Source organism: Promicromonospora sp. NPDC090134 (assembly GCF_044746965.1).
GTDB lineage: Bacteria > Actinomycetota > Actinomycetes > Actinomycetales > Cellulomonadaceae > Promicromonospora.
Genome location: NZ_JBIVCZ010000002.1, coordinates 445,713 through 461,507, shown reverse-complemented (window position 1 = coordinate 461,507; position 15,795 = coordinate 445,713). Strand labels below are relative to the sequence as shown.

Here is a 15,795-nt window from a genome sequence, read left to right as displayed (position 1 = left end):
CGTTGTGCGTGCGGATCGATGACCAGGTGACATTTCTCGGCGGACGTCCGCCCTCGGAGGGTGGGGTCATGAATCGACACCACGTTCGTCGCTCGTCCCCGACCCCCGCAGGCGTGCCGTATCACCGGGTGCTCGCAGGCCCGAAGCGTCGCATCGGCCGCGGCATCCTCGCGATCGTCCTGCTCCACGTGGGCCTGGTGGGGTTCGGTGCCCTGGCTGCCCAGGTCGCGGGTCCGATCGACCGCATGCTCGGGCGAGACAGCATCGTCAACGGCGGCACGGAGTTCACCCCGGTCGCGATGACCGCCAACTACGCGTGCATCGTCCTGCTGATCTCCTTGAGCATGTTCTTGCAGCGCTGGCTGTACGGGGTCAAGGGTGCCTCGCTGCACTCCGTGGTCTCGGCGTTCCGGCCCGCGGTCCTCGGCCGGGCAGTCCCGGGACGGCCCGCACGGTCGGTCTAGGACCGCGCGGGCCTGACGGCGCCGTGCGGCGTCGCGGGCGCGACGTCCGCCTCCGTGTCAGCCTCCCGGGTGGCCGCCCAGCTCGCGAGCAGCACGAACCGGTCCGCGGAGTCGGTACCCGGGGGCGGGCTGTAGGTGACGATCTGCAGCCCGGCCTCGCCCGGCATCTCGAACACGTCGAACGCCACCTCGATCACGCCGACCTCGGGGTGGCGGAACGACTTGACCCCGGTGCGGTGCTCGTGGACGTCGTGCCCGGCCCAGTCGGCGCGGAACTGCGGGCTGCGCGTGGAGAGCTCCCCGACCAGGGTCGTGAGCTCCGTGTTGAGGGGGTCGCGTCCGGCCTCCAGCCGCATCATCGCGGCCGCGGTGCGGCGGGCCAGGGGCCAGTCCACGTAGTAGTCCTGGGCGCGGCGGTCCAGGAAGATGAACCGGGCCGTGTTGGGCGTGCCCTCGGTGTCGAAATGCGGCGAGTACAGGGCGCGGCCCATCAGGTTCGCGGCGACGATGTCCTGGGTCGCATTGTGCACCACCGCGGGCACGGTCAGGTGGTCCAGCACGCGCTGCACCGACGTGCGCACCGCCTGCGGGGCGGGCCTGCGGGTACGCGCGGCGACCGCGGCGGGCGCGGTCCGGGCCAGGTCGAACAGGTACTCGCGCTCGGCGTCGCCCAGCTGCAGCGCCCGGGCTATCGCCTCCAGCACGCTCTGGGACGCCCCGCGGATGTTCCCGCGCTCCAGCCGGGTGTAGTAGTCGAGGCTGACGCCGGCGAGCATCGCGACCTCCTCGCGGCGCAGGCCGGGCACCCGGCGCTCCCCGAAGCTCGGGATGCCGGCCCGCTGGGGCGTGACGTTCGCGCGGCGGGAGATCAGGAAGTCCCGGACCTCGTCCTTGGTGCTCATGGCTTCCACGATAGGTACGCGACCGCGCGGGCGGGAGGCTCTGCCGGAACCCCCCGGCCCGCGCGCGGCCGCCACCCGGTCACAGGGTGAGCAGCACCTTGGTGGCGCGGCGCTCGTCCATGGCGCGGTAGCCCTCGGCGGCGTCCTCCAGCGGGAGGGTGCGGTCGAAGACCTTGCCGGGGTCGATCTTGCGGTCCCAGATGAGCTGGATCAGCTCGGGCAGGAACCGGCGCACGGGGGCCGGTCCGCCGTGCAGGTGCACGCCGGTGAAGAACAGGTCCAGGCCGTCGAGCTGCACGCCGTGCGTGACGCCCACGTAGCCGACGTACCCGCCGGGCCGGGCCGAGCGGATGGCCTGCCACATCGACTCCTCGGTGCCCACCGCCTCGACCACGCCGTGGGCGCCGTACCCGCCGGTGAGCTCCTTGACCTTCGCCGCTCCGACGTCGCCGCGCTCCTCGATGACGTCCGTGGCCCCGAACTCGCGGGCAAGGGCCTGCCGCTCGGGGTGGCGGCTGAACACGATGACGCGCTCGGCGCCGAGCTGCCTGGCGGCCAGGACTGCGGAGAGGCCGACGGCGCCGTCGCCGACCACCGCGATCGTCTTGCCGGGGCCCGCCTCGGCGGCCACGGCGGCGAACCAGCCGGTGCCCAGCACGTCGGACGCGGCCAGCAGCGACGGGACCAGGTCGGCCGACGGCGCGCCCGGGGTGGGCACGAGGGTGCCGTCGGCCAGCGGGATGCGGGCCAGCTCGGCCTGCGTGCCCTCCGAGCCCATCATCACGTTGTGGATGCAACGCGACTGGTAGCCGGCCTGGCAGATCTCGCAGGTGTTGTCGGAGGCGACGAACGAGCCGACGACGAAGTCGCCGACCTGCACGTTCCGCACCTGCGCGCCGACCTGCTCGACGACGCCGACGTACTCGTGCCCCATCGGGGTGGGTCCGGCCAGCTTCTCGATCCCGCGGTACGGCCACAGGTCCGACCCGCAGATGCAGGCCGCCGTCACGCGGATCACCGCGTCGGTCGGCTCGATGATCTTCGCGTCCGCTCGTTCCTCGACGCGGACGTCGCCGGGTGCGTACATCACAACTCCACGCATGGGTGGTCACTCCTTGCTCGGTGCGCCCGCGCCGGGACGTGGCGCGGGTTCGGTGCTCTGTCGTCCTCCATGAGACGCCGGTCCGGCCCGGAGGTGGGAGGCCCGGCCAGAACCCCTCACGCCGACGGCGACAACAGGGCCGGTTTCCGGGAGGCTGGGACCCGCCAGGTGTTCACCGCGGACACCCGGGACCGATTTGGAGCGCAATGGCCCGCCTGCTGCACCGCCCTGGCACCCCGCCACGCCTGCCCAGGGGGCGGGACCTCGACGCGAGCTTCCGCCCGACGGCGTCCGCGCGATCACCGCGGGTCGCCGGCGGCCGGGCGGGCCGGGACACGGTGGTGGGCCTGCCCGCCAACCCGTTCGGCTACGCGATGCTCGCCACGCTGGGGGTCGGCGCCGGCCTCGCGGTGCTCGGCGCGCTCTCCGCGGTGGCGACGGTGCTCGTCTACGTCGGGCTGGCCCTGTTCCTGGCGCTGGCCCTGGAGCCCGGCACCGAGGCCCTGACCAACCGGGGACTGCCCCGCTGGGTGGCGGCGACCGTGATGGTCGTGGGGTCGCTGGTGGTGATCGCGCTGGTCGTCGTGGCGGTGCTGCCGATCGCCGTCCCGCAGGTCAGCAGCTTCGGCACCCAGCTCGTGGACCTGCTGCGCACTCTGCCCGACCAGGCCTGGTACGCCTGGGCGACGAGCAACCTGGGCGCCCTCGACCTGAACGGGCTGCTGTCGTCGCTGACCGACCTGCTGAGCGACCCCCGGCAGCTCTCGGCGATCGCCGGCGGCGTGCTGCAGGTCGGCACCGGGCTGATCAACGGCGTCACGGCGGTCATCATCGTCACGGCCCTGACGATCTACTTCGCCCTGACGCTGCCGACCATGGTCGCCGCCGTCCTGCGGCTGGTGCCGCGCTCCCGGCGGGAGATGACCGGGTCGCTCCTGGACGAGGTGCTGGACTCCGTGGGCCGGTACGTCTCCGGGCAGCTCATCCTGGCCACCATGAACGCCACGTTCACCCTCGTGCTCACCCTGTTCGCGGGCAGCCCGGCGCCGATCCTGCTCGCCGTCATCGCGTTCGTCGCGGCGCTGATCCCGGTCGTGGGCACCGTCATCGGGTCCATCCTCGTGACACTCGCGACGCTCACGGTGAGCCCCGTCGCCGCGATCGTCGTCGGGGCGTGCCTGCTGGTCTACATGCAGGTCGAGGCGTACGTCCTGTCCCCGCGGGTGATGAGCCGGGCCGTCTCCATGCCCGGCGTCCTGGTCATCGTCGCGGCCCTGGCCGGCGCGGCGCTCGGCGGCATCCTCGGGGCCCTCGTCGCGGTCCCGGTCGCGGCGGCGGGCCTGCTGATCATCAAGCGCGTGGTGATCCCGTACCAGGAGGTGCGCTAGGGCGGGGCTCCCAGCTCTGAGGTGAGGTGGCCGCCGTCGCAGGCGCACGCACCGGCGCCCGCCCCGTCGCAGGCGCCGGTGCGTAGACTCGCGCGATGAGTCTTCTTGCTGCGGAGCGCGCGCTCCAAGCCGCCCAGCGTGCCGGCGACGTCGACGCACTGGAGGCACTGCTGCATCCTCGTTGCGTCGGCGCCGGCCCGGACGGGTCCGTGTTCTCCAAGGAGGACGACCTGGAGAGCTACCGCTCGGGTTCGCTGCGGATCACCCGCCTGGCGGAGGAGTCGTTGGACGTCCAGGAGGACGTCCTGAGCGGAGTGACCAGGCTGGTCGCCGCTGTGGATGCGACCCAGGGCGGCACCGCAGTTTCCGCGCGGTTGATCTACACGCGCCTCTGGGTGCGTGCAGACGAGGGTTGGCAGGTTCTGGCTGCCACGCTCGTACAAGCCGCTGAGCCTGCCTGACCGGACCCCGGCGAGGCCGCGATCAGCCGAGCACGCCCAGGTGCAGCGCTCGCCGGCCGGTGCACCTCGCGACGGGGTGGGCGTCGCGGTCGACCCGGCGCACCTGATCAGCCTGGGCGTGACGGTCGTGGTCGGCAGCGTCACCGCCGCGCTGCTCTTCCGCTGGGACTGACGGGCGTCAGTCTGCGGCAGGCCCGGGGCCGACGGCGGTCAGGCCGCGCAGCTCGGCGAGCACCCCGCGCTCGATCTCCGCGATGGGCCGGGTCTCGCCCGGGCTGATCCACTGGGTGAAGGAGACGCCGAACACCGTGGCCCCCGACTCCGCCGCGAGGGTGGCTGCCGGCTCCGTGACGCCCCGGGCGCGCAGTGCGTCGCCGACCGTCGCCGCCAGCACCGACAGCTTGTGCCGCTCCCGCTCCTGCAGCGCGGGGTTCTGGTCGATGACGGCCTGCCGCAGCCGGGAGTGCTCGCGCCGCTCGTCGGGGAAGAACTCCGCCGCCGAGTCCAGCGCGGCGGCGACCAGCTCCAGCGGCGTCGCGTCGTCCGGCGCCGCCGCCATCCCGGCGAGGAACGCCTCGACCAGGAGCTGCTGCCCGTGGAACAGCACCTCGCGCTTGTCGCTGAAGTGCCGGAAGAAGGTGCGCTCGGTCAGGCCCACGGACTGCGCGATCTCCGCGGCTGTCGTCTGCTCGTACCCCTGGCTCGCGAAGAGCTCCAGCGCGGCGGCCTGCAGTCGTTCGCTCGTCCCTGGCTGCCATCTGACCATGGTTCCAGTCTAGGTGATGACAGGCGCTGACGTCACGCGTATGGTGATGTCTGTGACTGACAACAGTCACTGACATCACTGGAGGTTCACCATGCAGGTATTCGTCACCGGAGCATCCGGCTGGATCGGGTCGGCCGCCGTCGACGAGCTGCTCGCGGACGGCCACGCCGTCACCGCGCTCGCCCGGTCCGACGCGTCGGCGGCCGCGCTGGAGGCCAAGGGGGTCCGCGTGCAGCGCGGCGACCTGGACGACCTCGACGGCCTCCGCCGGGGCGCCGACGCCGCAGAGGCGGTGCTGCACCTCGCCAACAAGCACGACTTCTCGAACCCGGCCGTGTCGAACGCGGCAGAGCGGGCCGCCGTGCAGACCTTTGTCGACACCCTCGCCGGCTCCGGCCGGCCGTTCCTGTTCGCGTCGGGCGTCGCCGCGCTGGCGCCGGACCGCCCCGCCACCGAGGTGGACGCCTCGCAGTTCCACGGCCCCGACTCGCCGCGCGGCGGCGCCGAGAACCTCGCGCTGGAGTATGTGGACCGCGGCGTGCACGTGGTCAGCCTGCGCTTCTCGCCGACGGTGCACGGGGTGGGCGACCATGGGTTCATCTCGGCGATCACCGACGCCGCCCGCCGCACCGGCGTGTCCGGCTACCCAGGCGACGGCACCAACCGGTGGGCCGCCGTCCACCGCTCCGACGCCGCGCGGCTCGTCGCCCTCGGCCTGGCCAAGGCCCCGTCCGGCTCGCGGCTGCACGCCGTGGCCGAGGAGGGCGTCACGAGCCGCGAGATCGCCGAGGCGATCGGCGCCGTGCTCGACCTGCCGGTCACCTCGGTCGCGCCCGACGACGTCCCGGCGCACTTCGGCTGGATCGGCGGGTTCTTCGGCATGGAGATGTCCGCGACGAGCACCGCGACGCGTGAGCTGCTCGGCTGGACGCCGACGGGCCCGACGCTGGTCGAGGACATCGCGGCGGGCGCGTACACGACGCCGGAGGTCCGGTAGGCCCGGCGTCCGCTCGTGGCACGCGGCCAACCAATCCCCTTTGAGGCCCGGGTTTCTTCGCTTTGAGCCCGCTCAAAGCGAAGAAACCCGGGCCTCAAAGGGGAGGGGTGACCTGTCGCGCGACGACCGCCGCGGCGGGGGCGAGGCCGGTCCGGCCGGCGACGTCTCAGGCCGCCGGGGTTCCGGCGACGTCCGTGGTGACGGCCAGTGCGCGGGACGCCTCGACGTCGTCGGACAGGCTCTGGAGGCGGCCGGCCGCCAGGCCGAGCGAGTCCGAGCCGAGGAGCTGGTGCAGCGGCGCCTCGCCCGTGGTCGCGACGGCGATGATCGCCGCGGCCGCCCGTGCGGGGTCGCCGAGCTGCGTGCCGGGCATCTGCAGGTGCTGCTCCACCATCTCGCGGACGGCGGGGTAGGCCTCGTTCGTGTCCCGCGGCAGGCCGAGCGAGACGGGGCGCAGGAAGTCCGTGCGCATGTAGCCGGGCTCGACCAGGTTGACCCGGATGCCGTGGTCGGCGACCTCGGCGGCGAGGGACTCGGTGATGGCCTCCACCGCGAACTTGCCCGCGGCGTACAGGCTCCAGCCCGGGAACGACAGCAGCCCGAGGATCGAGGACACGTTGATCACGTGCCCGCTGCGATGCGCGCGGAAGCCCGGCAGCACGGCGCGCAGCACGTTCCAGACGCCGAACACCTGGACGTCGAACATCGCGCGGGCATCGGCGTCGGACACCTCCTCGACGGCCGCGAGATAGCCGTACCCGGCGTTGTTCACCACCACGTCGAGGCCGCCGAAGCGGGCCGTGGTGGCGGCGACGGCCTGGTCCACCTGTGCCTGGTCGGCGAGGTCGACGGTCAGGGCGAGCAGCCGGGACGTGTCGGCATCGGCAAGCGCGGTGGTGAGGCGATCTGCGGAGCGGGTGGTGGCCGCGACGTTGTCGCCGCGCTCCAGGAGCTGCCGCACGAGCTCGAGGCCGAGGCCGCGGGAGGCGCCGGTGACGAACCAGGTGGCGGGGCGGTCGGTGGGGTAGGACATGGTGGTCTCCTCGGGAAGGTCGGGCCGGCGGGGAGTGCCGACCCGTCAAGACTTCCGCGCGGAACCGCGCCGCAGGGCGCCATATCCGGCCCCCTGTGTCCTGGGTCGCCGCCGACTAGGACCCGGAGGTCCACCCTGGCGGGTGCGCGGCCGGGGGTGGGCCGCCCAGAATGGAGGCATGGCCGAGAAGAACACGGAGCTGGCGGACTTCCTGCGCCGGGCACGGAGCCAGGGCGACGCGTCGCGCGCCGGCCTGCCCGCCGACGGCCGGGTACGCCGGGTGCCGGGCCTGCGCCGGGAGGAGGTCGCGTTCCTGGCCGGGGTCTCGACCGACTACTACGCCCGCCTGGAGCAGGGCCGGCGCATCGTGCCGTCGCCGTCGGTGGTGGACGCCATCGGGCGCGCGCTCGGGCTGGACCAGGCCGGCCGCGCCCACCTCGCCGACCTCATCGGGCTGGGGTCCGCCGCGGCGCAGCCGCGTACCCGGCCCGTGCAGCGCGTGCGTCCCGGGCTGTACCAGTTCCTCGGCACGCTCGACGACGTGCCGGTGCTGGTGCTGGGCCGCCGCGCCGACGTGTTGGCCCAGAACCGCATGGGCAGGGCCCTGTTCACCGACTTCGAGCGGTTCCCGGCGGTCCGGCGCAACTACGCGCGCTGGATGTTCCTCGACGAGGGCGCCCGGTCGCTGTTCGTCGACTGGGAGGAGCAGGCCCGCGCCGCCGTCGAGAACCTGCGGCTGGAGGCCGGGAACGACCCGGCCGACCGCGCGACCGGCGCGCTGATCGCCGAGCTGCGCGAGGCCAGCGACGAGTTTGCCGCCTGGTGGACGGAGCACCGCGTCTACCGGCGCACCTACGGGTCCAAGCGGCTGCGCCACCCCGTGGTCGGCGACCTCACCGTCGAGTACGAGACCCTCGCCCTGCCGGGCGACCCCGACACGACCCTGTACGTCTACTCGGCCGAGCCGGGCTCGCCGTCGGCCCGCGCGCTCGACCTCCTGGCGAGCTGGTCCCTGACGGCGACGCCGCGGCCCGCCGCACCGTGAGACGGCACGGCGGACCCGCGGGCGCCCCTAGCCGAGCTCGCGGATCAGCACGTCCTCGAACACCGCGCTGACCGCCGGCGCCGCCCCGCCGCCCGCGTAGATCCCGATGGCCGGGTCGGTGTCGGCGGGCAGCGTCCAGGTCGCCCCGAAGCGCCAGTGGTCGCCGTCGCGCGACGTCGCCGACCGGTACCGGTGCTCGCCCGTGGCCGGGTCGGTGGTGTGGAACAGCCGCAGGTGCATGGTGTCGGCCACCGGGCCGGAGACGAAGCCGCCGAACCGGACGGCGCCGTCGGCCGTGAGCTCCTTGCCGAACTCGACCTGGCGGGTCCGGCCGATCGCCACGGAGCCGAGCCGCAGGAAGTCGTCGTCGCCCGCGTGCACCAGCAGGCCCGCCTGCTGGAAGTTGCGCACCGTGTCCTCGCCCAGCGGCAGGCGCACGGTGGCCTCCAGCACGTAGTCGCCGTCGGGCGCGTCGCGCAGCAGCGCCGGCGCGTCGTTCCGCGTGCCCACCAGGTCGTGGCCGGTCAGCGGCCAGGTCAGGGCGCCGTCCGCGACGTCGACGGCCGCGGGGGAGTGCTGCCAGCGCCAGCCCGCGTCCAGCGCGCCGTCGAACTCCTCGGCGAACGTGACCGCGCCGGCCTGCGGCTCGGGTACCCGCTCGGTCACCGGCTCGTGCGCCGCCACGACGGTCAGGTTGTCGAGCTGCGCCTCGGCGCCGTCGGCCGTCAGGCGCACCGGCGCCTTCCGGGGCAGCGGCGTCCGCGCCTCGAACCGCGCCTCGGCGTCCACGTCACCCAGGCCGCTCGACGACAGCCGCGCATCGGCCACGCCGTCGCGCACCTCGACGCTCAGCACGTGCCAGGAGGTCAGGTCCGCGTTCGCCGGCAGCGCCGTCCGCACCTGGTGCCGTCCCTGCCCGACGACGAGCTCGCGCGCCCCCGCGTCCAGCCGCACGGACACCGCGGCCGGTCCGGCCCCGCCGACCCGCACCGTGAACGAGCCGTCGGCGTCGGGCAGCCGCACGTCCGTCTCGACCCGCACGTCCCGCGGCGCGGGCGCCGTCTGCACCACGGCGGCGTGCCGCCGGTCCGGGACCAGGCGGGCGATCGCCCCGGCGTCGCCGGAGCCGTCCGTGCCCCGGGCGAGCGTGCCCGTCACGCGCCGCAGCCCGTGCCCGGAGGCCGGGTCGGCGCTGACGATGCCCAGCGCGCTCGCGGCCACCGGCGCGGTCTGCGCGCCCTCGCTCGGGCCCGCACCCGCGTTGACCACGGGCCAGCCGTCGATCCAGTCGAGCCGGTCCAGCAGGGTGGGCCGCCGGTTCACGCCGCCGGGCTGGTCGAGCCACGCGTTGTCGCGGTCGATGCCGTGGTAGAGCATCCAGTCCTGGCCGGAGACGTCCGAGAACACCGCGTGGTGCCCGACGCCGATCCACTTGTTGCCGTTCTGCGCCACGACGAGGGTGCCGCCCACGCGGGACTCGTTCATGCCCACGCCCTCGTGGTCCGTGAACGGGCCGAGCGGCGAGCGCGACCGGCCCGTGTACACGCTGTACCCGGTCACGGGGCCGGAGCAGCAGTTGGCCGACGACCCCATGAGGTAGTACCAGCCGTCGCGCTTGACCACGAACGCACCCTCGTAGCGGTCCGCGACGGTCACGCGCGTGGGCTCGCCCACGGCGCGGGTGCCGGTCTCGTCCAGCTCGGTGACCCAGATGCCGCCGTTGAAGCCGCCGAAGTAGAGGTAGCGCGAACCGTCGTCGTCGGCGAACAGGGCCGGGTCGATCGTGTTGAGGTACCCGCCGCCCGGTGCCGGACGCGGGGCCAGGACCGGACCACCGGAGTCGGTCCAGGGTCCGGTCGGGGTGGGCGCCGTCGCCACGCCGACCGTGTAGTCCCACGCGTCGGGGTTCGCCGCCGTGTCCGTGACCGTGTAGTACATGACGTACTGGCCGTCGACGTACCGGATGTCCGGCGCCCAGAAGTAGGAAGCCTCCGCGGCCCACGCGGGCCGGTTCTCGCCGTCGAAGATCGTGCCGACGTACTCCCACGCGGCAAGGTCGCGCGACCGTGCCACGTGCATGTTGCCGAACGGGCCGCCCGACACCAGCGGGTCGCTCGTCGCGTACAGGTACCACCAGCCGTCCTTGCCGCGGATCACCGCGGGGTCGGCGTAGGTGTCCGAGAACGGGTCCGTGACGGGGTTGGTGTAGGTGGTGCCCGACGGCGGTGGTGCGGCCTGGCCTGCGGCGGATTCCGCCGGGGCGGCGGCTGCGGGCGGGGCGCCTCCGGTGCCGGGCAGGGCCACGGCGCCGGCGACCAGCGCGAGCGTGGCGAGGGCGGCTACGAACCGTATCTCCATGGGTGGATCGTCCCTTCGGGCGGCCGCGCGCCACGTCCTCGATGACGTGGCCGTCGCTCCTTTACAACGGATAACCACGCGCGAAGTTACAACGGATAACCTGCGGTCGGCAAGGGGCTGATCAGTCCAGCGACAGCTCGTAGAACCGCCACAGGTGCTGGAGCTCCGGGGGGATCTCGGAGCCCGGGTACGGCGTGCGCTCCACGAACCCGCGCGACTCGTAGAGGCGGTGCGCCCCGGCCATGAAGCGGTTGCTGTCGAGCCGTACCGTCCGCGCGCCGAAGTCCGCGCGGGAGCGCTCCAGCAGCCAGTCCAGCATCGCCGATCCGACGTGGGTCCCGCGGTGCTCGGGGCGCACGAACATCCGCTTGATCTCGACCACGCCGTCGTCCTGCGCGCGCAGCGCGGCGACGCCGGCGGGCTGCGTGGTGCCGCGCCGTGCAGCGCCGTCGTCGCCGGCCGGCGAACCGTCGACCTCGGCGAGCGCCATCAGTCCGGTGGGCCGGCGGAACGTGTCCAGGTCGGCGCTGGTGTGCCGCGCGTCCAGGCCCATCGCGAAGCCGTAGGTCTCCTCGAAGGTCGCGAGCGCCCACGTCATGTACTCGGTCATGAGCTGGAGCACGACCGCCTCGTCCTGGTCGGTCGTCTCGCGGACTCGGGTTCGATCCACTGCTCTTCCTCTCGTGACTGCCACGCCGGCGCGGCCGGGCGGGCACGCCGCTGCGAGGCTAACCCCGCCCGGCGGCCCGCCCCGCCGCCGTCCGCCGTCGTCTCGCCGCTCGGCCGGCGGTACCCACCGGTGGACTAGCCTTGTCGGAGCAGTGTCCCGACCCGCACGGAGCGCTGCTCCGCCGTGCCGCAGGGCGCGGGCGGTTCGAGTTCGCGGCCAGGTCAGGGGCTATCAGTGAGGGTGACGTTGCGCGACGTGGCGGAACGCGCCGGGGTCTCGTTCAAGACGGTGTCGAACGTGATCAACGGGCACCCGAACGTGCGGCCGGAGACCCGGGAGCGGGTCCAGACCGCCATCGCGGAGCTGCGTTACCGGCCCAACACGTCGGCGCGCAGCCTGCGCCACGGGCGGGCCGGGTTCCTGGCGATCGCGCTGCCGGAGCTCACGTCGCCCTACTTCGCCGGACTGGCCTCCGAGCTGGCGGCGGCGGCGCGGGCGGTGGGGCAGTCGGTGCTCATCGAGGAGACGTCGGGCGACCTGGCGGGGGAGCGCGCGGTGCTCGACGGTCTGCCCAGCCACCTGGTCGACGGTGTCGTCTTCAGCCCGCTGGTCACGTCGGTGGCGGAGGTCGCGGAGCGGCGGGACGGCACGCCGCTGGTGCTGCTGGGGGAGTACGGGGAGCCGGCGGGCGTGGACCACGTGGGCGTGGACAACGTGGCGGCGGCCCGGGATGTCACGCGGCACCTCCTGGACCTGGGCCGACGTCGGATCGCGGGGATCGGTCTGCAGAGCGGCGACGGGACCGGGCGGTTGCGCGGCGAGGGCTATCTGGCCGCGCTCGCCGAGGCGGGCGTGGCCGTGGACCCGGACCTCGTGGTCGAGTGCACCGACTACCACCGGGCCAGCGGCGCCGACGCCGTGGCGCAGCTGCTCGCTCGCGGCGTCGAGTTCGACGCGGTGTTCTGCTTCAACGACCTGATGGCCCTGGGCGCGCTGCGCGCCCTGCACGACGGCGGCCTGCGGGTGCCCGGCGACGTGGCCGTGGCCGGCTTCGACGGCATCGAGGACGGGCAGTTCTCCGTACCCTCGCTGACCACGGTGACGCCTGACCTGCCCCGGCTCGCGGCCGAGGCGGTGCGTCTGGTGATGCGGCGCATCGCCGAGCCGGACGCGCCGGCGGAGCACGTGGTGGTGCCCCACCGGATCACCGCTCGCGAGAGCACCGGCGGTGGCCTGCCCGCGGCGTCGTCCCCGGCCTAGACTCTGTGCCATCCGCCGGGGTGGTACCGGCCGCGGCGGGTGACCTACCGGAGCGACGTGAGGATCGAACGATGACCGACGAGTGCACGCATCTGGACCAGGTCGCGGTCCTCGAACCCGAGAACAGGGAGGGCTGCCCCGAGTGCCTTGCCCTCGGCGGCACCTGGGTGCACCTGCGCAGCTGCCTGGTGTGCGGGCAGGTGGGCTGCTGCGACTCCTCCCCGGCCAAGCACGCCACGGCGCACTTCAAGGACTCGGGCCACCCGCTCATGCGGTCCGTCGAGCCGGGCGAGGGCTGGGGCTACTGCTACGCCGACGACGCGATGATCTCGTCGACGACGCTGGGCACCCACAAGTACTGACCGGTACGGTCGAAGTGAGCCATTGCCTCGGAGGTGGACATGAAGTCAGGTCTGATCGTGCTCGGCATCGTCCTCGTCGTGATGGGCTGCGTGTTCACCCTGCAGGGACTCGGCTACCTCGCCGGCAGTGCGATGACGGGCGTGACGCTGTGGGCGATCGTCGGGCCGATCCTCGTCGTCGTCGGGATCATCCTGATCATCCAGGCCGCGCGACGAGGTCGGCCGGGCCAAACCGGCTGAGGTCCCGGCCTACGGGCCGGACGGTCAGGTGAGGGCCGCGGCGAGGAGGCGGTCCAGGGCCGCGTGCGCCTGCTCCGATGCGGCCGCCCGGTCGGGCTGCTGCGCGATCCAGAGCGCGGCCTCGTTCATGGCGCCGGAGAGCTGTGCGGTCAGCGCGTCGAGCAGGTCGTCGGCGATGCCCGCCTCGTGGAGCGCCTCGCGCAGGTGTGCGCCCGAGTTGGCCTCGTCGAGCCGCCGCCACTCCGCCCAGCCGACGACGGCCGGGGCGTCCACGAGCAGCACCCGCAGGGCCGGACCGGCGGTGATGGCGTCGAGAAAGGCGTGCGACCCCGCGCGGAGCTGTTCCCGCGCGTCCTTTCCCGCGCCGTCGGCGGCCGCGACGACGGCGTCGGCGACCTGTGACTGGAGGCGGGCCGCGACCGCCAGGAACAGGCCCTGCTTGTTCCGGTAGTGGTGGTAGACCGCGCCGCGCGTGACCTCGGCGGCCTGGGCGACGTCGTCGAGCGAGACCGCGGCGAAGCCGCGCGCGGCGAACAGGTCGGTCGCCGAGTCGAGGACCTGGCGGGCGGTGTGGGCGGCGGCTGCCGCGGAGGCACGGGGCACGGCTCTTCCTTTACGTACGGCGTGTATGTATCGTGGATCTCGTTACATACGCAGTGTACGTAAAGGAGCGTCCGATGTCCGTCACCAGCTTCTACCCGGTCCTCATGGCGCAGGACGTCGCCGCCGCGGCGTCCTTCTACCGCGACGCGCTCGGGTTCGAGACCACCTACGAGTCCGACTGGTACGTGAGCCTGCGCCTCGGCGCGTTCGAGCTCGCCGTGGTCGCCCACGACCACCCGACGGTCCCCGAGGGCCACCGCGCGCTCCCGCGCGGTGTGATCGTGAACCTCGAGGTCGACGACGTCGACGCCGTGCACGCGCGCCTGACCGGGCACCTCGGCCTGTCCCCGGTGCTGGCGCTCCGGGACGAGGACTTCGGGCAGCGGCACTTCATCGTGCCGGCGCCCGACGGCGTGCTGCTCGACGTGATCCAGCCGATCCCGCCGAGCAGCAAGTACGCGCAGGCCTACGCCGTGTCGTGACGCCACGCCCGACCGGCGGTCATTGATGCGGCACGGGTATGCCCGCGGCGCGGAGCTTCGCCTCCACGAGCGCAGTCAGTCGGGCCGACGTCGGCCACTGGTCCTGCCCGTGGGAGTTGACGAGCCCGTACCTGGTCGCGGTGTCGGGTCGGGACCGGAAGCCGGGCGGTGCCGCGAGCAGCTCGCGGTGGGCCAGGAGGTTGTCGGCCAGGGCGGAGGCCAGCTCCTCGACTCGCGGGTCGTCCGGATCCCAGTGCAGCGCGTCCCAGCTGCGCTGGGTCAGGTCGACGAACTCGGGGTCGTCGAGCCGGTGCTCGAGCTGGGCCACGAAGCTCTCGAAGCCCTCCGGCACCAGCGCCCGGAACAGCACGAGGGCTTCGCGCTGGCCCGCGACGTAGTCCCGGCTGAAGCCGAGCTCCCGCATCCGGTCGAGGACCGCGCAGGCGCGGTCGGGGAGGAGGGCCCGGTCGTCGGCGAGCCGGTGCAGCGTGTCACGGCGTGTGGTCAGCTCCTCGATCCGCTCGGTCAGGCGCTGCTCGACGTCGGTGAGTGCCGCGGCGAACCGCTCGGCGTCGGCATCGAGCAGCACGCCGATGTCGGCGAGCTGCACACCGGCGTCGGCCAGCGCCCTGACCTGGACCAGCCGCAGCAGGTCGTCCGACCCGTACCGCCGGTAGCCGGAGGTGTCCCGTCCGGGCTCCGCGAGGAGCCCGAGCCTGTGGTAATGCCGCACGGTCTTGATCGTGACGCCGGCAAAGGCCGCCGCCTGGCCGATCGTGACCCCGGCCGTCCTGCCCGTCATCGGGCCGACCGGTCCTCTGGCCGTGCCGAGGCGGCGAGCTCCCGCACGACCGCGGCGACGGCGGGGGAGTCCTTGCGCAGGATGCTGCCGTGGTTGCTCGTGACCTTCGCCCCGATCTCCAGGTTCGGGTTGTGGGCCAGGAACGGGTCGACGGCCTTGCGCATCTGCTCCTGCAGGTCGTCGCGGCTGCCCAGCGCCTCGCCGGAAGCGACGACGTACCGGACCGGGACCGGCATGTTCTCGAGGACCGGTCCGAGAGCGGCGTGGAGCAGGTGGGCCTCGATGGCGACCTCCACGTGCTGCTCCCCGGAGAAGCGCGCGGCCAGGCCCAGCCGGCGGGCCAGCGGCAGCATGAGCCGCATCCGGCGGAACACGCCTCGGATCTCCTCGTGCTCGGCCTCGGTGGTCCAGCCGACGGGGTACGGGCCGTCGACGCCGACCACGCCCAGCGCGCGGTCCGGGTTGCGGTTCGCCCAGTGCACCCCGAGCAGCGCGCCGTAGGACCAGCCCACCAGCAGCGCCCGGTCCACACCCCGGGCCGCGAGGACCGCGTCGATGTCGCGCAGGCACGCCTCGAACGAGTAGTCCGCCGAGAGCTTCGACCGGCCGCGGGCCCGCTCGTCGAAGCTGATGTGCCGGTAGCCCGGCCCGAGGTCGGCGATCACGCGCTTCCAGTGCCGCCGGGAGGCGTACGAGCCGTTGAGGTAGATGACGGGGATGCCGGGGCCGCCGGTGTCGGTGACGGCCAGGGCCGTGTCGTCGACGGGGACCATGCCGGTCCAGGACGATGGGGTCGAGCTCTTGTCGATGTTGGTCATGCGATGAGCGTCCACCCTGACCTCAGGTCAAGGTCAAGCACG

General features: G+C 73.5%; 19 protein-coding genes. 10 read left to right on the top strand and 9 right to left on the bottom strand.

Going from position 1 to position 15,795, the window contains the following annotated elements; genetic code table 11:
• The first annotated feature begins 68 nt into the window (after positions 1-68).
• Positions 69-464, top strand: coding sequence for a hypothetical protein (locus tag ACIPN7_RS08425; protein WP_400539977.1), 396 nt, complete (start codon positions 69-71; stop codon positions 462-464).
• Here the strand turns inward: ACIPN7_RS08425 and ACIPN7_RS08420 are convergent.
• Positions 461-1,366 carry a helix-turn-helix transcriptional regulator gene (locus ACIPN7_RS08420; RefSeq protein ID WP_400539975.1) on the bottom strand — a complete coding sequence of 302 codons (906 nt, stop codon included), beginning with the start codon at positions 1,364-1,366 and terminating at the stop codon, positions 461-463. The two genes, ACIPN7_RS08425 and ACIPN7_RS08420, sit on opposite strands and share 4 nt — an antisense overlap.
• A gap of 79 nt (positions 1,367-1,445) precedes the next feature.
• Positions 1,446-2,468: a zinc-dependent alcohol dehydrogenase family protein gene (locus ACIPN7_RS08415; RefSeq protein WP_400539973.1), complete on the bottom strand. Its 1,023-nt coding sequence runs from the start codon at positions 2,466-2,468 to the stop codon at positions 1,446-1,448.
• Between the two features lie 206 nt (positions 2,469-2,674).
• Between ACIPN7_RS08415 and ACIPN7_RS08410 the strand changes: the two genes are divergently transcribed.
• The 3 genes from ACIPN7_RS08410 (at position 2,675) to ACIPN7_RS08400 (ending at position 4,489) form a co-directional block, all read left to right on the top strand.
• Positions 2,675-3,856, top strand: coding sequence for an AI-2E family transporter (locus ACIPN7_RS08410; protein ID WP_400539971.1), 1,182 nt, complete (start codon positions 2,675-2,677; stop codon positions 3,854-3,856).
• Positions 3,857-3,951: 95 nt separating this feature from the next.
• Positions 3,952-4,317, top strand: a complete 366-nt coding sequence (locus tag ACIPN7_RS08405; protein ID WP_400539969.1) for a nuclear transport factor 2 family protein — start codon at positions 3,952-3,954, stop codon at positions 4,315-4,317.
• Positions 4,318-4,357: 40 nt separating this feature from the next.
• Positions 4,358-4,489 (top strand): hypothetical protein, encoded by a 132-nt coding sequence (locus ACIPN7_RS08400; protein WP_400539967.1) that lies wholly within the window; start codon positions 4,358-4,360, stop codon positions 4,487-4,489.
• Between the two features lie 6 nt (positions 4,490-4,495).
• On the opposite strand, the gene ACIPN7_RS08395 is transcribed toward ACIPN7_RS08400, so the two are convergent.
• The gene (locus ACIPN7_RS08395; RefSeq protein ID WP_400539965.1) at positions 4,496-5,083 is read right to left on the bottom strand and encodes a TetR/AcrR family transcriptional regulator; all 588 of its coding nucleotides are present in this window, start codon (positions 5,081-5,083) and stop codon (positions 4,496-4,498) included.
• A gap of 91 nt (positions 5,084-5,174) precedes the next feature.
• Between ACIPN7_RS08395 and ACIPN7_RS08390 the strand changes: the two genes are divergently transcribed.
• Positions 5,175-6,080 (top strand): SDR family oxidoreductase, encoded by a 906-nt coding sequence (locus ACIPN7_RS08390; protein ID WP_400539963.1) that lies wholly within the window; start codon positions 5,175-5,177, stop codon positions 6,078-6,080.
• 166 nt (positions 6,081-6,246) lie between these two features.
• Here the strand turns inward: ACIPN7_RS08390 and ACIPN7_RS08385 are convergent, their stop codons facing one another.
• Positions 6,247-7,113 carry an SDR family NAD(P)-dependent oxidoreductase gene (locus ACIPN7_RS08385; RefSeq protein WP_400539961.1) on the bottom strand — a complete coding sequence of 289 codons (867 nt, stop codon included), beginning with the start codon at positions 7,111-7,113 and terminating at the stop codon, positions 6,247-6,249.
• 178 nt (positions 7,114-7,291) lie between these two features.
• On the opposite strand from ACIPN7_RS08385, the gene ACIPN7_RS08380 reads away from it, so the two are divergent.
• Positions 7,292-8,158 (top strand): helix-turn-helix transcriptional regulator, encoded by an 867-nt coding sequence (locus ACIPN7_RS08380; RefSeq protein WP_400539959.1) that lies wholly within the window; start codon positions 7,292-7,294, stop codon positions 8,156-8,158.
• A 27-nt stretch (positions 8,159-8,185) separates the two neighbouring features.
• Here the strand turns inward: ACIPN7_RS08380 and ACIPN7_RS08375 are convergent, their stop codons facing one another.
• Together ACIPN7_RS08375 and ACIPN7_RS08370 are read right to left on the bottom strand one after the other, a co-directional pair.
• Positions 8,186-10,516, bottom strand: a complete 2,331-nt coding sequence (locus ACIPN7_RS08375) for a family 43 glycosylhydrolase (RefSeq protein ID WP_400539957.1) — start codon at positions 10,514-10,516, stop codon at positions 8,186-8,188.
• A 121-nt stretch (positions 10,517-10,637) separates the two neighbouring features.
• Positions 10,638-11,186: a GNAT family N-acetyltransferase gene (locus tag ACIPN7_RS08370; protein ID WP_400539955.1), complete on the bottom strand. Its 549-nt coding sequence runs from the start codon at positions 11,184-11,186 to the stop codon at positions 10,638-10,640.
• 234 nt (positions 11,187-11,420) lie between these two features.
• Between ACIPN7_RS08370 and ACIPN7_RS08365 the strand changes: the two genes are divergently transcribed.
• The 3 genes from ACIPN7_RS08365 (at position 11,421) to ACIPN7_RS08355 (ending at position 13,048) form a co-directional block, all read left to right on the top strand.
• On the top strand, positions 11,421-12,446 hold the full coding sequence (locus tag ACIPN7_RS08365; protein WP_400539953.1) for a LacI family DNA-binding transcriptional regulator: 1,026 nt from the start codon (positions 11,421-11,423) through the stop codon (positions 12,444-12,446).
• A 71-nt stretch (positions 12,447-12,517) separates the two neighbouring features.
• On the top strand, positions 12,518-12,808 hold the full coding sequence (locus tag ACIPN7_RS08360; protein ID WP_400539951.1) for a UBP-type zinc finger domain-containing protein: 291 nt from the start codon (positions 12,518-12,520) through the stop codon (positions 12,806-12,808).
• A 39-nt stretch (positions 12,809-12,847) separates the two neighbouring features.
• Positions 12,848-13,048, top strand: a complete 201-nt coding sequence (locus ACIPN7_RS08355) for a hypothetical protein (RefSeq protein WP_400539949.1) — start codon at positions 12,848-12,850, stop codon at positions 13,046-13,048.
• A gap of 24 nt (positions 13,049-13,072) precedes the next feature.
• On the opposite strand, the gene ACIPN7_RS08350 is transcribed toward ACIPN7_RS08355, so the two are convergent.
• Positions 13,073-13,651, bottom strand: coding sequence for a TetR family transcriptional regulator (locus ACIPN7_RS08350; protein WP_400539947.1), 579 nt, complete (start codon positions 13,649-13,651; stop codon positions 13,073-13,075).
• Positions 13,652-13,725: 74 nt separating this feature from the next.
• On the opposite strand from ACIPN7_RS08350, the gene ACIPN7_RS08345 reads away from it, so the two are divergent.
• Complete coding sequence (locus tag ACIPN7_RS08345; protein WP_400539945.1) at positions 13,726-14,133, top strand: VOC family protein; 408 nt, start codon at positions 13,726-13,728, stop codon at positions 14,131-14,133.
• A gap of 19 nt (positions 14,134-14,152) precedes the next feature.
• On the opposite strand, the gene ACIPN7_RS08340 is transcribed toward ACIPN7_RS08345, so the two are convergent.
• Together ACIPN7_RS08340 and ACIPN7_RS08335 are read right to left on the bottom strand one after the other, a co-directional pair.
• The gene (locus ACIPN7_RS08340) at positions 14,153-14,935 is read right to left on the bottom strand and encodes a MerR family transcriptional regulator (protein ID WP_400539943.1); all 783 of its coding nucleotides are present in this window, start codon (positions 14,933-14,935) and stop codon (positions 14,153-14,155) included.
• Positions 14,932-15,753 (bottom strand): alpha/beta fold hydrolase, encoded by an 822-nt coding sequence (locus ACIPN7_RS08335; RefSeq protein ID WP_400539941.1) that lies wholly within the window; start codon positions 15,751-15,753, stop codon positions 14,932-14,934. The genes ACIPN7_RS08340 and ACIPN7_RS08335 overlap by 4 nt, the downstream gene beginning before the upstream one ends.
• Positions 15,754-15,795 lie beyond the last annotated feature (42 nt).